The following is a 17,404-nucleotide window of genomic DNA, read 5'->3' as shown; positions in this document are numbered from 1 at the left end:
AGCTAAGGAGACACCATGCGCTTGTCCAGGCCCCTCACTGCCGGAGCCGCTCTCATCGCGCTCGCGACCCTGACAGGCTGCGGAGGGGACGGGGACGGGCAGCTGGACTCGGGATTCGGCAGTCAGCCCAACGGCAAGGGCGAGTCCGGCGGCAAGAGCCTGCCGAAGGCGAAGGACGTGGCCGCGATGGAACGCTTCGTCAACCAGTACACCGTGTGCAAGGACCTGGAGACGGACGCGACGCTTGGCCGGTACTCGGAGACCGCCTCCGAGTTCGAGGACCTCCCCAAGGGCGCGGAGGCGGGCGTGAAGGAGCGGGCGTACTGCGAGGCCGAACGGGGTCAGCCGATCGCCCTGCTGACCATCTCCGACATGAAGAAGTTCCTGCAGGCGGCCAAGGCGAACGAGGACGCCGGGAAGGACACGGCCGCCATGGTCGGGGCGGACTTCGCCGTCGTTCCCACCGACGGCGACACGCTGCGCGCGCTGAAGCCCTCGGGGCTGCTGGTCGCCTCGTGCAACGCCGACTTCAACCGCAAGATCCCGAGCGGCTACCTCAAGCGCGAGGGCACCGTCGACGGCTGCGTCCTGACGGACTACCTCCCCTCGTAGCGGCGGCCCGCCGGGCCTGCTGCCGTTCTGTACGTGAAGCCCGCTCTTGGCCCCAACCCCCACAGCCCTTGCCCGGGAACTCCCGAAGGAATCCGATGTCCGTGCGCCGTAGCGCCAAGCCACGTGGGTCCACCCGCCACACCACGTCTCCGCTCGATCGGGTGCGGGGTGCGGGACGGGCCGTCCGGGCAGGTGCCTTCGTCCTCCTCGCCCTGTTCGCGCTGTCGTTCGCGACCCCCGGGACGGCGAACGCCGTGGACTTCGCCTGCTCGTTCACAGGCGACGACAGCTACCAGATGGACAGTCCCGGAAGCAACGGCGAATCGATCATGCCGGCCGTCAAGCAGTGGGAGACGGCGCGGGCCAAGAACCTCAACGACACGACGGGCCTGGTCGACGGGGCCGTCGCCATGCCCTCGGCCGCGCAGAACTACACGATGTACGAGCTCAACGGCATGCGCGGCATGAACTGGTCGATGACCATGCGCGACCGGGAAGACGCCTCCCAAACCGACTCGAGGCTCGACTTCAGCGGCGCCGACAAGTGTTCGATCATTGACTACGTCAACAACGGCGTGGCCGACATGGTGTTCAACGGAACCAAAATGCTGACGCGCGCGGCCATCTCCATCAAGGAATACGCCTCCAACCCCAGCCCGCTCAGCGGGCTGTACGAAGGGCGCGACAACGCCGTCGGCAAGCTCAAGAACAACCTCTTCGTACCCGCCGTCCCGGTCATGATCACGCTGACCGGTCTGTGGGTGTTCGGCAAGTGGCGCAAGAACGAGATGCGAGAGGCCTGGTCGGGCGTAGCCTGGGCATCGCTGACCACGGTCGCGGTCGTGGTCATGCTCACCGGCGGCAACTACAGCAAGGTCATCCAGGAGGCGGACTCCGGCATCGCGCAAGCCAACGCGCTCCTCAGCGAGGCCGTACTCGGCGGTATCTCGGGCACGATGGCGCCTCCCTGCGACCTGCCCGAAGGAGCGGACAACCGGGGACTGCGGGTATCCAGCTGTGCCATGTACGACACGCTGGCCTTCCGCCCCTGGGCACTCGGACAGTTCGGCGAGGCGGGCAACAACTGCATCTTCCGGAACAAGGAAGGCCATCTCGATGGCGGCGCCTGCATCCCGAAGAGCACCGCTACCGATTGCCACTGGGGCAAGGGCGCACGCTGTGAGGACCTCAGGGTGCGGCAGCTGGCAGCCCAGTCACGGACCAACAAGGAGAGCCGCACCGCCGATCTGAAGAAGTACAAGGAGCAGTGGTACCCGATCCGCCAGGAAATCGCGGGTGGCAAGGGCAGCGACGGCGAGGAGAAGGACCAGCACGTCTACCCCGTGGCCTTCGACGACTGGTCCGGCCGGAACGCCGGGGCAAGGGTCGGGCTCGCCTTCTACTCGCTGATCGCCTCACTGATCGTCGGCCTGATGGTGATCGTGCTCAGCGCACTCACGCTGCTGTGGCACGCCGTGACTCTCATCATGATCATTATGTTGCCCCTGATCGCCACCTTGGGCATCCACCCGTCTCAGCAGAAGTTGCTGAAGGGATGGCTGGAGACGTTCATCCACAGTTTCGTGCTGCGCGCGGGCTTCGGCGTCGTCCTCACGGTACTGCTGGTGCTGTACCAGATGATCCTGCCTGCCCGGATATCCCTCGGCATGCAGCTGCTGATGCTCCTGCTGGTCACGATCGCCGTCGTGATGATGCTGAAGAAGCTGCTCTCGGGCACTTACAGCCCGAAGATCGCAGGCGCGGAGGACGGGCTCGGCATGGGCGACATGGCCAACTCGCTGACCAGCAAGCTCGGCGCGCAGAGCCAGCGCCTCGCGGGCAACGCCACCTCCGGCACGGCCAGGGCGGCGGGCCGGGTCGCCGGGAGGGGCGCCGGCAACGTGGGCCGCGGCATGGACAAGGTCGCGCTCGGCGGGAGGCTGCAGAAGGGCGGCTGGATCGCTCCGAGCAATCCCAAGCGCAAGCAGCGCAAGGCTGCACAGGCGCGGGACGTCCCGCCGGAACAGCGCGAGAAGACGCAGGGCCCGCAGGCGTCCGGCGGGCCCGACGACAAGGCCTCCGTGCCCTCGCCGCGCCGCAGCGGGCGGGTCAGCGCCTCCAGTGCCCCCGTGCCGCAGCAGGGGCCGACTCCCGCGCCCGCGCCGTCCACACCCGGACCCGCACCGCAGCCCGGGCCCGCACCGCAGCCCGGGCCCGCGCCGCAGCCCGCACCGCGCCCGAGCGGACGGGTCAACGGTGACGGCGGGCCCCCGCCGCGGGCGGCCGAACCGCGCACGCCGCAGCAGCCGGCCCCGCCGTCTCTGCCCCGCCAGCCTCCGCCGCCCCGCCAACCTCCGCCGCCCCACCAGCCTCCGCCGCCGCGCAACGGCGACCGGATGCCCCGCTAGGAGGTCCCGACCATGGCAAGCGTCATCACCGACCACCCGCCCCAGGAGCTCGCGGCCGAGCTGGCCGCGCTCCTGCGCGTGGACTGGCGCGCCGTATGGGCCGGGATGCCCGAGGGTGATTCCGAACGCGCCCAGTGGTGCACGGGCTTCGGCTGGAAGCCGCTCTGGCTCCAGTCGGGCCTGTGGGTCCGTACGCGCCCGGGTGGTCGCCTGCACCTGGCCTCCTCCGGCGTTCCCGGCGGGCCCGTGACCCGCGCGTCGTACACCGCCTGGCGGGTCAGGGCGGACTCGACGTCCGAGGGCACGGACGTCTTGGCGGTCGCCCTCGACCGTTACGCGGCCCACCTCGCCCAGGTGACCACCGCGTTGGGCCCCCCTGGCTGGGAGGGCGCCTGGGACAGCCCCGGCTTCCCGGCGCCGCCCGCTCCCGGCCGGTGGGGTGAGGCCGAGGACCGGCTGGAGCGCCGGGCACCGTACCGGCTCGCCCAGTGGAGATACTCCAACCCGCTCGCCCCGGTGATCGTGCTCGACCTGCACTGCCGGACGGGCCGGGATCCGGGAGGTGGCACGATCGCTCTCACCTTCCACGGTCCGGCCGACCCCCATCCGATCGGTGGCCCCGGCTGGCGGCTGTGACGTACGAGACCCGAGAAAGAGAGACAGCCCCATGTCCTTCGTACCGCCGGTGAACCGGACCCCGCAGGAACTGATCACCGAGCTGCGCGGGCTGGCCGGCATCCACTGGGAGACCATCTGGAACGGCCCGCCCCTGTCCGGCCAGGGCCTGGACATGTGGTGCGCCCAGTTCGGCTGGACACCCACCCAGTTCGAGTACGTCCTCAACGTCCTCACCGACACCGGCGGCAAGATGACCCTCCACGCCCAGGGCGGCAGCTGGGCACCGGTGCAGAGCCTCTCCCACTGGGTCTGGGGCACGTCGGCCGACAGCCCGGAAGAGAACCCGCAGGTACTGGCTGAGGCCGATCGGGTCTGGCCGCTCTACCGCGACGCCGTGTCCTCCGTGCTCGGCGAACCGGCCTGGGACGGCGCCTGGGACTCCACCTCCTTCCCCGACGAGCTCGGCGAGTTCGTCGTTCCCAAGCTGGAGACCCGGCTCAGCCAGAAGCGCCCTTACCACATCGCCTACTGGGAACTCGCGGCTCCGGGTGGCGCCCTCGCCAGCCTGACCATCACACCCGCCACGGGCACCGCCGACGGATCCCGCACCGGAGTGGTCAACATGAAGCTGAGGGTCTATCCCCGGCCCCTGGAGACTGGACGGCCGTGAGCCCGGAACCGATACCGCGATACATCGAACAGGGTGCCCTGCGCCGGGCGAACGCCAGGTACCAGGCGACCCTGGAGGCCAAGCGCGATCCGGACTCCGTGGTGGAGCGCATCGAGGCCGCGGCCAAGGCCGCGGAGATGGAGCCGAAGGCCTACATCGACAGCCTGGCCGCGGACAAGGCCAAGCTCACCCCGCCTGACGGAACGAAGCCGATCAGCGCCTTCTGGTCGTTCGGTGTGGAGCACCCGGAGGCACCGCCGAACGACAAGGGTGTCCACTTCTTGTCCCAGCGTTTCATCGCGGAGGAGTGGGCGGCCCAGCGGAACAAGTCCCATCCGGGTGCTGCCCAGACGCTCGAGGGCACCGCGGGGGCCGGCGAACTCGACGACATGTTCCTCTGGGAAGACGAAGTCATCGAAGCACTCGGTGGCGAGGAAGCGGGCTTCGAGGAGGGCTACGCCAGAGAAACCTGGGCCAAGATTTCGAAGACGTACGCCGGGGTCGCCGAAGGCCGGGTCGTCGTCTTCGGCCAGACCGCGGACACCCGGTCGATACTCCATCAAGAAGAACTGGTCGCCCTCCGCGCCAACGAGAAGGTCGGCCTGGACAACATCCGCTTCGCCTACGACGCGCCCACGTGGTGGCCGGAGGAGACCCGGGCCGAGGCCGGTACCGACGCGGTGCGTGCCGCCGCGCAGTTCAACGATCCAACCCTCCCGCGCTACATCGACCCGGTGGCCTTCGCAGCCGACGCCCCCGAGGCCCGCAAGGCGACGGTCGACAACGTCATCGCCGCCGCCACGCCTGCGCAGGGTGCAGAGGCCGTCGCGGCGCCGTCGGAGCAGGCCCCGCCGAAGAGCGTGCGCACCCCGCTCTGGCAGGTGGGTTTCAAACAGCCGCTCAAGACCACCCGGGCCGTAACCCCCGCGTTAAGCTCCGCTGCCGGCCCCGCAGCCTACCCATCCCTCGCACCCCGCCCCCTCACCCCAGGAATGGACGGTCCGGCATGACCCCCCGCCCCACACTCGACTCCGTCCGCCGCTTCCTGCGCCAGGAGCGCGACGACGCGTGGGCCGTGCGGCCGTCGGCCTACTCCCATCCGACCGGTGGCCCCGGCTGGCGGCTGTGACGTACCAGACCCGAGAAAGAGAGACAGCCCCATGTCCTTCGTACCCCCGGTGAACCGGACCCCGCAGGAACTGATCACCGAGCTGCGCGGGCTGGCCGGCATCCACTGGGAGACCATCTGGAACGGCCCGCCCCTGTCCGGCCAGGGCCTGGACATGTGGTGCGCCCAGTTCGGCTGGACACCCACCCAGTTCGAGTACGTCCTCAACGTCCTCACCGACACCGGCGGCGTGCTGGTACTGAACGCGCAGGGCGGCAGCTGGGCACCCGTGCAGAGCCTCTCCCACTGGGTGTGGGGTGCGTCGGCCGACAGCCCGGAAGACAACCCGCGCGTACTGGCTGAGGCAGACCGAGCCTGGCAGCTCTACCGCGACGCCGTGTCCTCGGTACTCGGCACGCCGGCCTGGGAAGGAGCCTGGGACTCCAGCTCGTTCCCGGCAGAGGTCGGTGAGTACGCGATCCCCAAGGAGCAGGACCGCCTTGAGGAGAGGGACCCCTACCACCTCGCCTACTGGGAAGTCGAAGCTCCGGGGGGCGCTCTCGCCAGTCTGCGCATCACGCCCGCCCTGGGCACTGCCGATGGGTCCGACAACGGAGTGGTGAACATGCGCCTGCGCGTGTATCCCCGGCCTCTGGAGGCTGAGCGGCCGTGAGCCCGGAACCGATACCGAAGTACATCGAGCGAGGCGCCCTGCGCCGGGCAAACGCCAGGCAGGAGTCGACCCTGGAGGCCAGGCGCGACCCGAAGGCCGTGGCGCGGCGCATCAAGACAGCCGCCAAGGAGGCCCAGATGACGCCGAAGGCCTATATCGACGGCCTGGCCGCAGACGGCGAGAGGCTCACCCCGCCCGACGGGACGAAGCCGATCAGTGCCTTCTGGTCGTACGGTGTCGAGCACTCGGACGCGCCGCTGAACGAGTGGGGCGTCCCGTTCCTGTCGCAGCGCTTCATCGCGGAAGAGTGGGCGGCCGAGCGGAACAAGACGCATCCGGGTGCCGCACAGACGCTGGAGACGACCCAAGGCGGTCGCGAACTCGACGACATGTTCCTCTGGGAAGACGGAGTCATCGACGCCCTCGGTGGCGAGAGGGCGGGCTTCCAGCCGGGCTACGCCAAGGCCACCTGGGCCAAGATCTCCGAAACCTACGCCGGGTTGGCCGAAGGCCGGGCCGTCGTGTTCGGGCAGGACGCCGACACCCGGTCGATCCTCCACCAGCAGGAGCTGGGCGCACTCTGCAACAACCCCAACGTCGGCCTGCGCAACATCCACTTCGCCTACGAGCCCGATCAGAAGTGGCCGGAGGTGACCCGCACCGAGGCCGGAACCGACGCCGCGCGCGCCGTCGCGCAGTTCAACGACCCGACCCTCCCGCGCTACATCGACCCCCAGGGTTTCGCGACCCAGGCCCCCGAGGTGCGCAAGGCACAGATCGACGGGATCTCGGAGGTCTTCGCCCCGGGACAGGCCGAGGCCGAGGCCGCCAAGGCGCCCGAGCTGCAGGCCCCGCCGAAGAGCGTGCGCACCCCGCTCTGGCAGGTGGGTTTCAAGCAACCGCTCAAGACCACCCGGGCCGTAACCCCCGCGTTAAGCTCCGCTGCCGGCCCCGCAGCCTACCCATCCCTCGCACCCCGCCCCCTCACCCCAGGAATGGACGGTCCGGCATGACCCCCCGCCCCACACTCGACTCCGTCCGCCGCTTCCTGCGCCAGGAGCGCGACGACGCGTGGGCCGTGCGGCTGCTGCGCCGGATCGTCTTCGGGCTGGCCGGCGCCTACACCGTCTTCGCCCTCGCCTCGACCAGCATGTCCTCGTTCGTCACGGTGTGCGCGCTGCTGGTCCTCTCCGCGCTGCTGTGGCTGATGCGCCGCCGCGGGCAGCTGCTGCTCGCGCTCGCCTCGACGCTCGTCACCGGCGCCGTCGCCGGCTACTTCGCGGCCGCGGTCGAGATCGCCCGTGGTCAGGCGGGCGGACTACTCAGCGGGCAGGCCGTGTTCGGGTATTGGGCGCTCGCCGCGATGGCCCTGCTCGGGGCCTGGATGGTCAAGGACCACCCCGGCCACCGCGGCATCACCGTGGTGTTCGCCGACATGGTCCTCCTCGTGACTTCCGGTGTGGGGACGGCTCTTCCGGCCATCGCCGTCCCTCTCGGGTTCCTTGGTGTGGTCCTGGTACTGGCGGCTCGCGGACGCGGTATCGCCTCGGTACGGCGGCGCATGGGGTGGGTGAAGCGCCACTTCGTGCGACGCGCCGTACCGGCGGTCACCACAGACAGCTAGTTGACTGATGAACCATCAATTCCGGCGCTGCACACGCACAGGACGCGCCCTGAGACAACTTTGCCGTTGTCAACTTGTCTGTTCTAAAGTCCCCGTAAGTCATGATCGCTTCGGGGGAAATCTTTTATGGTCACGACGGCTCACAGAGCGCCGCCTACATCCGTCCAGGCGGTCGACTCCGCCACCCTTCTGCCATGCCAGCGACGGCCGGACATCTTCGGCCAGCCGCTGCTCACGAACCCGCCGGCCAACGTGACGGGCCCTCCGCTCCAGACGCGGAGGCGCCAGGCTCTCATCCACGCGGCCCGGCAGCTCTGCTTCTCATGCCCCCTCTGGGCGGAGTGCCTGCGGAACTCCGTCGCCCCGTCCGACCCCGGTGGCTACGCGGCGGCCACCACCCCGCAGGACCGGCGCTGGATCCGGCGCAAGATCGGAATCGGCGACGCGCAGGGGCGGCTGGTCCCCCGGTCCGACGGTGGGGGCCGTCCCGTGGAAGTCGATGTCGTTCTGCACGCGTTCGATGCGCTTCAGGAGTACTGGGCGAGACGGCCCGCTCTTTCGGCGGCGGGGACCACGGGTACGGGTACGCGTGCGGGGGCCGAACCCGGGAAGGACGAGGCACACCGCGTCGCGGCAAGTGGACAGCGGCATGTCGGTCAACAGCGAGTCAACACACACGAGGTATCGATGGCGGCCCCGGCTGGCGAACGCATCACTTTCTCGCTCGACGATCCGGCGCGCGCCATACAGAAGGCCGTACTCGGCCCGCTCGTGGTCTCCATGCTGCCCACCCTCGAAGTTACCGAGCAGATCGCGGCGATGCTGGTCCGCGTGCCCGCCGCAGGCCTCGGGCCCCAACTCCTCGACGCCCTTCGAGAGACGCGCCGCCGCCTCGGTGCATGGCATACGGCAGCGGGGGGCGAAGTCCCGTACCGCCCGGCGGGCAGCGGACTCACCGGATCGGTGAGTGTCGAGCTCGCGACCCGCGACCCGCTCGGTGCGCTGCGTCAGGACATCTTCGAGCCCCTGCTGCACCGGCTTGCTGAATCGATTCGTCACATCGAGGTGCTCACGGCGGCGCTGAATGCCGCCCCGGACGGCGAAGCCCCGGACGGCAACGCCCCGCACGGGCCGGAACTGGGCGCCGTACACACCGCGCTGTGCGAACTCGGCGCCCGCATCGAGCAGTACGCGGCCGACGCCCCACCGGCTCAGGCCCCGGGCCGGCCGCATGACGGCGCTCGGCGCAACACGCCGCTGCGGTCCGTGCCGGACACTGCTTCCGGGAGCGTGCCAACTCCCGCTTCGTGCAGCACGCCGAGTCTGCGGCAGGCCGTGGAGCAGGCGGTGACTTCTCTCCCGGGGCCCTTCACCGGCCGGGACGTCCTGCTCGCGCTGCCTGCGGGGTCGTACCAGGACCCGGCGAAGTCGGTCAGCAATGCCCTGTCCGCCATGGCCAAGTCCGGCCGCCTCCTGCGCATATCCCGCGGCATGTACGCCGTGGCCTCTCCGTCCTCCGGCGCATTCGCCGTGACCTCCTGAAGGGAACCGCGCCATGCATCCCTCGCACCCGGCCGCCGAAGTCCGCGTCTTCTCCCACAGTGCGGCCCTGATCGACGGCGTCCCCGTGACCGCTCCACCCTTCGTCGACATTCAGGAGGTCGTCATCGGGATCCTCCGTCAGCGCGCCCAGGAAATGGGCGGCCCGGCCCAGGCGGCGATCAGTGACGACCGCTACGGCGGCGCGATCCGCCTCCTGATCCACCCGGACGGAACCACCGAATCGGCGGACTGAGCGCCGCTCGCCGTTGGCGGTCCGGTCTGCTGGGGGTGGGCGGTCGACAGGGGGAGCGGTAGGGGATGACGTCGCCGACGTAGCGGCGGCATCGTGCCAGCGCCATCCCACCGTCTGCCATCGCCAGGTGTGGCCACGTTTCCTCAGCAGGCTGGTGGCGCCGCCGGATCGGCGTTTCGGTGGGCATGTACGTCTCGGTGTGTTGACCGAGGAGATCAGCCCCGCGCTGGTGGACGAGGTCGTGGCACTGACCGGCCGCGGAGAACTTCGCCGTCGGCTGCTGCCGGCCCGGACGGGGGTCTACTTCGTCTTGGCGCTGTGCCTGTTCAGTGGCCTTTTCCAACCTCATGTTGAGGCGTGGTGAAGGACGAGGAACCGCCTTCACGATGTCGGTGATCCGGTTCGTGCTGCGGCGGAGTTCCCGCGGCAGGCGCCAGCCCTTGAGATAGCCATCGCCTGCTCACCCAGGCAGCGGATCTTGGCGTGGGCGGTGTTGTGTCGCCTCTTCCAGCCTTTGAGGTGGCGGCTCCGGAAAGGGACTCGGATGTGATGGCCGGCGCCTTGGTACGCCTTGTCCGTGCAAGGATTTCAGTTCCGCGGCGGCGAGCGCGTCCACAGCGCCGTGGCTTCGGGCGGCGGTCAGATCTCGGGTGGCGCCCGGGTGGGCCGGTGATGCCCAGAGCAGTCGGCCGAACGGAACACTCAGCACCTGGACGTTCATGCCGTGCCGCTTGTGCTTCCCGGAGTGGTAGCGGGTGTCGGCGGCGATCCGGTCGATGGGCAGCCGGATGCCGTCCAGGATGCGGAACGCCTTGGGGACGGCAGCCTTCATCGCCTCGACCAGGGTCGGTGCGGGAGCGGCCTGTACTTCGATTGCCTCGCGTGTGTACCGGTACACGGTCAGCATGCCGATTCCGAACCCGGCGGCGAGCTGGACACAGGTGTCGCCGCACCGCAGATGGGCCAGGGCACGCAGGGCCTCACGGCCGACCAGCAGACGCCGCCACCGCCTACCAGCCGCTCCAGAAGCGACATCTGAGGCGCCCGCGGAGGGAACTCGCGGCCCTCCGCCTCACCCCCGTCCACACGGGCTTGGCGGGGGTGAGGCGTACGGACGGCGAGGGGAGCGCGCGCCGGCGCGTCCCGTGCCGGGCGCGGGGGAACCCGGCGTACCGCCTCGGGCGTCGGCCGGGGTGCGGGAGAATCGGCGGAACTGCCGTACGCCGGTTCCGGGCTCCTCCAGGGGCTCGGGCTCTCGACTGGAGGCCGTCCCGTGACCGCTGCCTGGCTCCCGCCCGCGGAGTACATCGCCACCATCGCCCGGGCGACCAGCTACGCCTGCCTCTACTTCACCGACTCCGCCGGACGGCCCGTGCAACTGCGGGCCACCTACTCCCGGTCGGAGCCCTGGCAGTGGCCCGGCGGGAACATGGATCCGGGCGAGACCCCCTGGCAGTGCGCCGTGCGCGAGTGCCTGGAAGAGACGGGCATGGCCTTCGGGGGCGAGCCGAAGCTGCTCGGCACCCATTTCATCGGGCACCAGGGCGACGCCTGGCCGGCGAACCACATCGGCTTCATCTTCGACGGGGGCCCCCTCACCGACGAGCAGATCGCCTCCTTCGTCCTCGATCCCGTCGAGCACACGGAGGTCGGGGTCCACACCGTGGCCGAGTGGGAGGCGATCATGACGCCGCGCAACTTCGCCCGCCTCGCGGTGATCGACGCGGCTCGGCGCGCCGGGACCGTGGCCTACATGGAGATCCCGTAGGCCGGTGGACGGCGTTATCCGGCCGGATGGGAGCCGAATCCTCGCCCCGCGCCGCGCCGTTCGGCAGAATCGGGCCGTCGGTACGGGACGAGAGGGCGGCCATGGCACGGGGGACGGACACGGATGCGGGCACGGATGCGGGCACAGGTGCGGGCACAGAGGTACCGGGGCTGGCGGGGGTCCCGCTCCTCGGCTCGCTGTTCGACCTGAAGGCGGACTCGCTCGGCACCTATCTGCGGGCCCGGCACCGCCACGGCGACGTCGTACGGATCACGGCGGGGCCGCCCGGCCTGCGCGCACAGCTGTACTGCGTCTTCTCCCCCGAGGGCGCGCAACAGGTCCTCGCCTCGGAGTCGGCCAACTTCCGCAAGGACAACCCCTTCTACCAGGAGGTGCGGGACTCCTTCGGCAACGGTCTGCTGACCAGCCAGGACGAGGACTACCTGCGCCAGCGGCGGCTCGTCCAGCCGCTGTTCACCCGCCGCCGCGTGGACGGGTACGCCGACGCGATCGCCGCCGAGACCCGCGCCACCCTCGACTCCTGGCAGGAGGCGCAGGGCGGAGTCGTCGACGTCTGCGAGGAGATGACGGGCCTCGCCCTGCGCGCCGTCTCCCGCATCCTCTTCGGTACCGACACGGACGCCACCGTCGAGGTCGTGACCCGGTGCTTCCCCGTCATCACCGACTACGTGCTGCGCCGCGGCTACTCCCCCGCCACCATCCCGCGCACCTGGCCCACCCCCTCCAACCGGCGGGCGGCGGCCGCGATGGACGAGCTGTACGCGGTCTGCGACCGGATCATCGGCGAGCGGCGCGGCGCCCCCTCGGACGGTCCCGGGGAGGACCTGCTGACGCTGCTCGCGGCCGCGGAGAACCCGCCGGCCGACGGGGACCCAGGCAGCGGCGGGGCGACCGGCGGCGGGCAGTCCGGGGGCGGGTTCGACGCCGCCGAGCTGCGCGACCAGGTGCTGATCTTCCTGCTGGCCGGGCACGAGACGACCGCCACCTCCCTCGCCTTCGCCCTGCACCTGCTGGCCCTCCACCCCGAGACACAGGACCGGGCCCGCGAGGAGATCTCCCGGGTGCTGGGCGGCCGTACGCCCGGGGCCGCCGACCTGGACCGCCTGCCGTACGTCACGCAGGTGCTCAAGGAGGCCATGCGGCTCTACCCGGCCGCCCCGGTCATCGGCCGCAAGGCGGTCGCGGCCACCGAGGTCGGCGGCCACACCGTTCCGGCGGGCGCCGACGTGATACTGGCGCCGTGGGTGACGCACCGCCACCCGGACCACTGGCCGGACCCGGACCGATTCGACCCCGACCGCTTCACCCCGCAGGCCGAGGCCGGGCGGCACCGCTACGCGTGGTTCCCCTTCGGCGGCGGCCCGCGCGCCTGCATCGGGCAGCACTTCTCGATGCTGGAGTCGGTGATCGCGCTGGCGATGATCCTGCGGGACCACGCCTTCGAGGCCGTGGACACCGATATCCCGGTCAGCGCCGGAATCACCCTGCGGACCGAGGGCCCCGCACGCTGCCGGATCCGGCATCCGGCCGGCCGGTAGCCTTCCTCCCGTGGCGGGGCACCAGGACGAGACCCGGGCGGCCTACGACGGCGTCGTCGAGCTGTACGCGTCGCTGTTCGCCGACCGGCTGGAGACGCGGCCGTTCACGCGGGCCATGGTCGGCACCTTCGCCGAGCTGGTCCGCGCGACGGGGAACCCGCGGGCGGCCGACGTCGGGTGCGGGCCCGGACATCTGACGGCCGTACTGCACGACCTGGGGCTGGACGCCTTCGGACTCGACCTCTCCCCGGCCATGGTCGGCCACGCCCGGCGGGCCCATCCCGCACTGCGGTTCGACGAGGCACGGATGGAGGCCCTGCCGGTCGGGGACCGTGCGCTCGGCGGCGTGCTGGCTCACTACTCGATGATCCACACCCCGCCCGGGGAGTTGCCCGCGCTGCTGGCCGAGCAGGTGCGGGTCCTGGCACCGGGGGGCCTGCTCCTCGCCTCGTTCTTCGCGACCGACGGACCGGAGCCGGTCCGCTTCGACCACAAGGTGACGGACGCCTACAGCTGGCCGGTGGACCGCTTCGCCGGCCTGATGGCCGGAGCCGGCCTCGTCCCGTTCGCCCGGCTGCTCCACGACCCGGCCTCCGAACGCGGCTTCCTGGACGCCCACGTACTGGCCCGGCGCCCCTAGGGGCACGCTCTCACCCAGACCGGTTCGCCCAGACAGGTTCGCCTAGACCGCCGTCGGGGTGTGGTTGCCCTTGAGGCGTTCGAGGTCCGACGACCTGACCTGGATGACGAAGAGCGCGATCAGGGCCGTGGCCAGGGTGAAGACCGCCGCCGCCACGAAGGCCGCGCTCACGCCCGAGGTGAGGACCTGGTCGCTCCACGGCTTCGGGAGCTGCCGGGTCCGTACGAAGGACGCCTTCTGTTCCGGGGTCGCCGTGCTCAGGAAGGATCCCGCCTGCTCCTTGGCCTCGTGGCGGCTGGCGGTTCCGAACACCGTGACCAGGATGGACAGGCCCAGTGAACCGCCCACCTGCTGCATGGTGTTCAGCAGTCCGGAGGCCGCGCCGGACTCGCGGTCGGGCACGTTGGACAGTGCCATCAGCGTCAGGGAGACGAACTGCATGCCCATGCCCGCGCTGAACAGCAGCATCGGGCCCAGGATGCTGCCCAGGTAGGTCGAGTGGACGTCGGTCTGCGTGAGCCATGCCAGGCCGGCAGCCGAGAGCACCGAGCCGGTGACCATGAACGGCTTCGGCCCGTACTTCGGCAGGAGCTGGGAGGTGAGTCCGGCCGTTACCGCGATCATCGCGCTGACCGGCAGGAAGGCGAGGCCGGCCTCGATCGGGCTGAAGCCCAGGACGTTCTGCACGAACAGGGTCAGGAAGAAGAACATGCCGAAGATCGCGCAGGCGAAGAAGAGCATGATCGCGTACGTTCCGGCCCGGTTGCGGTCGGCGAACATGTGCAGCGGGGTGATCGGCTGGGGCGAGCGCCGCTCGTTCAGGACGAAGAGGGTCAGCAGGACCACGGCGGCCCCGAAGGAGGCCAGGGTGAGCCCGTCCGACCAGCCCTCCTGGGACGCGCGGATGAACCCGTAGACCAGTGCCACCATGCCGAGCGTGGACAGCAGGGCCCCCGCGGCGTCGAAGTGGCCCGGGTGCCGTTTCGACTCGCGGATGACCCTGGGGGTCGCGAGGGCGATCAGCGCGGCGATGGGGACGTTGACGAACAGCACCCAGCGCCAGTTGAGCCACTCCACGAGGATGCCGCCGGCGAGCAGCCCGATCGCGCCGCCCGCCGCCGATACGCCGGCGAACACGCCGAACGCCCGGGTGCGTTCCGGGCCTTCGCGGAAGGTCGTGGTGATCAGCGCGAGCGCGGTGGGCGAGGCGATGGCCCCGCCGACGCCCTGGAGGGCCCGGGCGGCCATCAGCTGGCCGGAGTTCTGGGCGAGGCCGCCCAGCAGCGAGGCGAGGCCGAAGAGCAGGACGCCGAAGATGAACACGCGCCGCCGGCCGAGAATGTCGCCGGCCCGGCCGCCGAGCAGGAGCAGTCCGCCGAAGGTGAGGGTGTAGGCGTTGACGACCCAGGAGAGGCTCTCGGTGGAGAACCCGAGGTCCGTCTGGATCTGCGGCAGCGCGATGTTCACGATGGTGATGTCGAGAACGACCATGAGCTGGCAGGAGGCGATCACGAACAGCGCAAGCCCGTTCCCGCCCCCTCGGACCGTGCCGTCGGTCCCGTTGCTGGTCGGCAGTGCGTTCGGGTCCACCTAGTCGACGCTAAGCCGCACCCCGGGGGTCACCACTCGAACAGCCTAGTGGCAGTGATATTTCACATGTCACACTACGAATATGGACGACTTCCTCGGACTCTCCGCCGACTCGGCCCGGTTCACCTACGGCGCCCCGCGCGCGTTCGCCTTCGGGGACGACGGCGGGCTGCTCTGGTTCCTCCGCTCCACTAGCCCCACCGACGCCTTCGACAGCCTCTGGGTGCTCGATACGGCCACCGGGGCCGAGACCCGGCTGGCCGACCCCCGCGAGCTGTGCCCCGGCTCCGGCCCCGGTGTCCTCCCCGTCGCCGAGCGCAGGCTGCGCGAGCGGATTCGGCTCGTCGCCGCCGGCATCGGCTCGTACGCGCTCTCCGGCGACGGCCGCCACGCCGTCTTCGCACTCCACGGGAGGCTCTACCGGGTCAGCGCCGACGCCGCGGACAGGGCCGGCGCGGCGGGCCCGCCCGAGGAGCTCCCCGCCGCGGGCCCCGCCTTCGACCCCCGCCCCAACGCGGACGGCTCCCGCACCGCGTACGTCACCGGGGACGCGCTCCACGTCACCCCGGGCGGGCGGATCAGCCCCGCCGACGGGGCCCGCTGGGGCGTGGCCGAGTTCGCCGCCGCCGAGGAACTGGGCCGTTCCCGCGGACACTGGTGGTCCCCCGACGGGCTGACGCTGCTCGCCGCCCGCGTCACCGAATCCGCCCTCCAGCGGCGCTACTTCACCGACCCCGCCCACCCCGAACTCCCGGCCGAGGACTTCGCGTACCCGGAGGCCGGCGGCCCCAACGCGGACGTCCGGCTGTGGGTGCTCGGCCCCTCGGGCACCCGGGTGCGGATCGACTGGGACGCCGAGGCGTACCCGTACGTCTCCGACGCGGGCTGGCACGCCGGTGACACGGCCGCCGGCGAGATCCTGCTGACCGTCCAGGACCGGCTCCAGCGCACCGTCCTGCTGCTCTCCGCCGACCCGGCCACCGGCCGCACCCGGGAGCTGTCGCGCACCGAACACCCGCAGTGGGTGGACCCGATGGTGCCCGGCACCCCGGCCCGGCTGCCCGACGGGCGGATGCTGACCGCCGTCGACACCCCGGGCGGGACCGCGCGCGGCCTCGCCGTCGACGGCGTCCCGCTCACCGGGGACGGGATCCAGGTCCGCCGCGCGGCCGGCGTCCACGGGGGACGGCTGCTGGTCGAGGCCGGCCTGCGCGACCCCTCCGAGCAGCAGGTGCTGCTGCTCGACCCGGAGACCGGCGGGGTGACCCCGCTCGCCGACGGGCCCGGGGTCAACAGCGTGCTCGCCGACGCCGGGACGCTGCTGCTGACCCGCGCCGACGCCGACGGGATCCGGCGGACCGTACGCACCCCCGACGGGCGGGAGTTCGCCCCCGCCGACCTGTCGCGGCCGCTGCCGTACCGGGTGGTGCCGGTGCTGGAGCGGGTCACCGAGCACGGGGTCCCCACCGCCCTGGTGCTGCCCCGCGGCCACGTGCCCGGGCGGCGGCTGCCGGTGCTGGTCGACGCGTACGGCGGCCCCGGCTACCAGGACGTCAGCGCCGAGCCGCGGCGCTGGCAGGCCAAGCAGTGGTGGGCCGACCAGGGCTTCGCGGTGGTGACCGTCGACAACCGCGGCACCCCGTACGTCTCGCCCGCCTTCACGCACGCCGTGTACCGAGGCTTCTCCGAGGTCACCCTGGAGGACCAGGTCGCGGCCCTCCACGCGCTCGGGGCCCGGCACCCGGACCTCGACCTCGGCCGGGTCGGGGTGCGCGGCTGGTCCTACGGCGGCTACCTGTCCGCGCTGGCGGTGCTGCGCCGCCCGGACGTCTTCCACGCGGCGTCGGCCGGGGCCGCGCCGACGGACTTCCGGCACTACGACACCGCGTACACCGAGCGGTACCTGGGCCTGCCGCAGGAGGACCCCGGGGTCTACGAGCGGGACTCGCTTGTCCCCGACGCCCCGAAACTGACCCGGCCGCTGCTGCTGACCACGGGCCTGGCCGACGACAACGTGCACCCGTCCCACACGCTGCGCCTGTCCCGGGCCCTGACCGACGCGGGCCGCCCGCACCGCCTGCTGGCGCTGCCGGGGGTCACCCACATGACGCCGGGCGGGACGCGGGAGAAGCTGATGGCGCTGGAGCTGGAGTTCTTCCGCGAGGTACTGGGCTGAGATCGCGTCATCACCGGGCAGGGGTGCGGCGGGGGGCCCGGGGGGGCGGGGGGGGGGGGGGCCCCCCCCCCCCCCCGCGCGCCCCCCCCCCCCCCCGGGGGGTGAAGGGCCCCACCCCCGGGGGGGGCGCGGGCCCACCCGCGCCGGGGGTGGGGGGCAGGGG

Annotated in this window: 17 protein-coding genes and 1 pseudogene; 16 read left to right on the top strand and 2 right to left on the bottom strand. The window is 71.4% G+C overall.

The window, feature by feature from the left end:
- Window positions 1-15: 15 nt before the first annotated feature.
- The 12 genes from ACFWTC_RS20350 to ACFWTC_RS20295 all read left to right on the top strand — a co-directional run bounded on the left by ACFWTC_RS20350 (window position 16) and on the right by ACFWTC_RS20295 (window position 9,872).
- Window positions 16-612, top strand: coding sequence for a hypothetical protein (locus ACFWTC_RS20350; RefSeq protein ID WP_384027811.1), 597 nt, complete (start codon window positions 16-18; stop codon window positions 610-612).
- 95 nt (window positions 613-707) lie between these two features.
- Entirely contained in the window at window positions 708-3,020 is a 2,313-nt protein-coding gene (locus ACFWTC_RS20345) for a hypothetical protein (protein WP_384027810.1), read from the top strand.
- Between the two features lie 12 nt (window positions 3,021-3,032).
- Window positions 3,033-3,656 carry a hypothetical protein gene (locus ACFWTC_RS20340; protein ID WP_384027809.1) on the top strand — a complete coding sequence of 208 codons (624 nt, stop codon included), beginning with the start codon at window positions 3,033-3,035 and terminating at the stop codon, window positions 3,654-3,656.
- 31 nt (window positions 3,657-3,687) lie between these two features.
- The gene (locus ACFWTC_RS20335) at window positions 3,688-4,308 is read left to right on the top strand and encodes a hypothetical protein (protein WP_383919580.1); all 621 of its coding nucleotides are present in this window, start codon (window positions 3,688-3,690) and stop codon (window positions 4,306-4,308) included.
- Window positions 4,305-5,318, top strand: a complete 1,014-nt coding sequence (locus tag ACFWTC_RS20330; RefSeq protein ID WP_384027808.1) for a hypothetical protein — start codon at window positions 4,305-4,307, stop codon at window positions 5,316-5,318. Before ACFWTC_RS20335 ends, ACFWTC_RS20330 begins: the two co-directional genes overlap by 4 nt.
- The gene (locus ACFWTC_RS20325) at window positions 5,315-5,437 is read left to right on the top strand and encodes a hypothetical protein (RefSeq protein WP_383919574.1); all 123 of its coding nucleotides are present in this window, start codon (window positions 5,315-5,317) and stop codon (window positions 5,435-5,437) included. The genes ACFWTC_RS20330 and ACFWTC_RS20325 overlap by 4 nt, the downstream gene beginning before the upstream one ends.
- A gap of 31 nt (window positions 5,438-5,468) precedes the next feature.
- On the top strand, window positions 5,469-6,089 hold the full coding sequence (locus ACFWTC_RS20320) for a hypothetical protein (protein WP_384027807.1): 621 nt from the start codon (window positions 5,469-5,471) through the stop codon (window positions 6,087-6,089).
- Window positions 6,086-7,102, top strand: coding sequence for a hypothetical protein (locus ACFWTC_RS20315; protein ID WP_384027806.1), 1,017 nt, complete (start codon window positions 6,086-6,088; stop codon window positions 7,100-7,102). The genes ACFWTC_RS20320 and ACFWTC_RS20315 overlap by 4 nt, the downstream gene beginning before the upstream one ends.
- Window positions 7,099-7,713, top strand: a complete 615-nt coding sequence (locus ACFWTC_RS20310) for a hypothetical protein (protein WP_384027805.1) — start codon at window positions 7,099-7,101, stop codon at window positions 7,711-7,713. The genes ACFWTC_RS20315 and ACFWTC_RS20310 overlap by 4 nt, the downstream gene beginning before the upstream one ends.
- A gap of 687 nt (window positions 7,714-8,400) precedes the next feature.
- Window positions 8,401-9,255 carry a hypothetical protein gene (locus ACFWTC_RS20305; protein ID WP_384027804.1) on the top strand — a complete coding sequence of 285 codons (855 nt, stop codon included), beginning with the start codon at window positions 8,401-8,403 and terminating at the stop codon, window positions 9,253-9,255.
- Between the two features lie 13 nt (window positions 9,256-9,268).
- On the top strand, window positions 9,269-9,508 hold the full coding sequence (locus ACFWTC_RS20300; protein ID WP_383922661.1) for a hypothetical protein: 240 nt from the start codon (window positions 9,269-9,271) through the stop codon (window positions 9,506-9,508).
- A 127-nt stretch (window positions 9,509-9,635) separates the two neighbouring features.
- Entirely contained in the window at window positions 9,636-9,872 is a 237-nt protein-coding gene (locus ACFWTC_RS20295; protein WP_383922658.1) for a transposase domain-containing protein, read from the top strand.
- Here the strand turns inward: ACFWTC_RS20295 and ACFWTC_RS20290 are convergent.
- Window positions 9,854-10,523 (bottom strand): annotated as a pseudogene (locus ACFWTC_RS20290) (transposase family protein); the annotation flags it as partial. The gene ACFWTC_RS20295 and the pseudogene ACFWTC_RS20290 overlap by 19 nt on opposite strands.
- A gap of 258 nt (window positions 10,524-10,781) precedes the next feature.
- Between ACFWTC_RS20290 and ACFWTC_RS20285 the strand changes: the two are divergent.
- From ACFWTC_RS20285 to ACFWTC_RS20275, 3 genes are all read left to right on the top strand, one after another.
- Window positions 10,782-11,276 carry an NUDIX domain-containing protein gene (locus ACFWTC_RS20285; RefSeq protein ID WP_383922655.1) on the top strand — a complete coding sequence of 165 codons (495 nt, stop codon included), beginning with the start codon at window positions 10,782-10,784 and terminating at the stop codon, window positions 11,274-11,276.
- 101 nt (window positions 11,277-11,377) lie between these two features.
- A complete protein-coding gene (locus ACFWTC_RS20280) occupies window positions 11,378-12,835 on the top strand; it encodes a cytochrome P450 (protein WP_384027803.1) in 1,458 nt (485 codons plus the stop codon).
- 10 nt (window positions 12,836-12,845) lie between these two features.
- Window positions 12,846-13,475: a class I SAM-dependent methyltransferase gene (locus tag ACFWTC_RS20275; RefSeq protein WP_383922650.1), complete on the top strand. Its 630-nt coding sequence runs from the start codon at window positions 12,846-12,848 to the stop codon at window positions 13,473-13,475.
- A 42-nt stretch (window positions 13,476-13,517) separates the two neighbouring features.
- On the opposite strand, the gene ACFWTC_RS20270 is transcribed toward ACFWTC_RS20275, so the two are convergent.
- Window positions 13,518-15,050 carry an MFS transporter gene (locus ACFWTC_RS20270; RefSeq protein ID WP_383922676.1) on the bottom strand — a complete coding sequence of 511 codons (1,533 nt, stop codon included), beginning with the start codon at window positions 15,048-15,050 and terminating at the stop codon, window positions 13,518-13,520.
- Window positions 15,051-15,147: 97 nt separating this feature from the next.
- Between ACFWTC_RS20270 and ACFWTC_RS20265 the strand changes: the two genes are divergently transcribed.
- The gene (locus ACFWTC_RS20265) at window positions 15,148-17,241 is read left to right on the top strand and encodes a prolyl oligopeptidase family serine peptidase (protein ID WP_384027802.1); all 2,094 of its coding nucleotides are present in this window, start codon (window positions 15,148-15,150) and stop codon (window positions 17,239-17,241) included.
- Window positions 17,242-17,404: the final 163 nt, after the last annotated feature.

This window comes from Streptomyces sp. NPDC058619 (genome assembly GCF_042717785.1).
Lineage (GTDB): Bacteria > Actinomycetota > Actinomycetes > Streptomycetales > Streptomycetaceae > Streptomyces.
The sequence above is the reverse complement of the archived record's forward strand: the minus strand, read 5'-3'. Positions and strand labels throughout refer to the sequence as shown.

Excerpts from the sequence above, each read along its gene's own strand:
- ACFWTC_RS20350 (WP_384027811.1), top strand. The coding sequence starts at position 16 with ATGCGCTTGTCCAGGCCCCTCACTGCCGGAGCCGCTCTCATCGCGCTC.
- ACFWTC_RS20340 (WP_384027809.1), top strand. The coding sequence starts at position 3,033 with ATGGCAAGCGTCATCACCGACCACCCGCCCCAGGAGCTCGCGGCCGAG.
- ACFWTC_RS20280 (WP_384027803.1), top strand. The coding sequence starts at position 11,378 with ATGGCACGGGGGACGGACACGGATGCGGGCACGGATGCGGGCACAGGT.
- ACFWTC_RS20265 (WP_384027802.1), top strand. The coding sequence starts at position 15,148 with ATGGACGACTTCCTCGGACTCTCCGCCGACTCGGCCCGGTTCACCTAC.
- ACFWTC_RS20325 (WP_383919574.1), top strand. The coding sequence starts at position 5,315 with ATGACCCCCCGCCCCACACTCGACTCCGTCCGCCGCTTCCTGCGCCAG.
- ACFWTC_RS20305 (WP_384027804.1), top strand. The coding sequence starts at position 8,401 with ATGGCGGCCCCGGCTGGCGAACGCATCACTTTCTCGCTCGACGATCCG.
- ACFWTC_RS20335 (WP_383919580.1), top strand. The coding sequence starts at position 3,688 with ATGTCCTTCGTACCGCCGGTGAACCGGACCCCGCAGGAACTGATCACC.
- ACFWTC_RS20320 (WP_384027807.1), top strand. The coding sequence starts at position 5,469 with ATGTCCTTCGTACCCCCGGTGAACCGGACCCCGCAGGAACTGATCACC.
- ACFWTC_RS20310 (WP_384027805.1), top strand. The coding sequence starts at position 7,099 with ATGACCCCCCGCCCCACACTCGACTCCGTCCGCCGCTTCCTGCGCCAG.
- ACFWTC_RS20300 (WP_383922661.1), top strand. The coding sequence starts at position 9,269 with ATGCATCCCTCGCACCCGGCCGCCGAAGTCCGCGTCTTCTCCCACAGT.
- ACFWTC_RS20345 (WP_384027810.1), top strand. The coding sequence starts at position 708 with ATGTCCGTGCGCCGTAGCGCCAAGCCACGTGGGTCCACCCGCCACACC.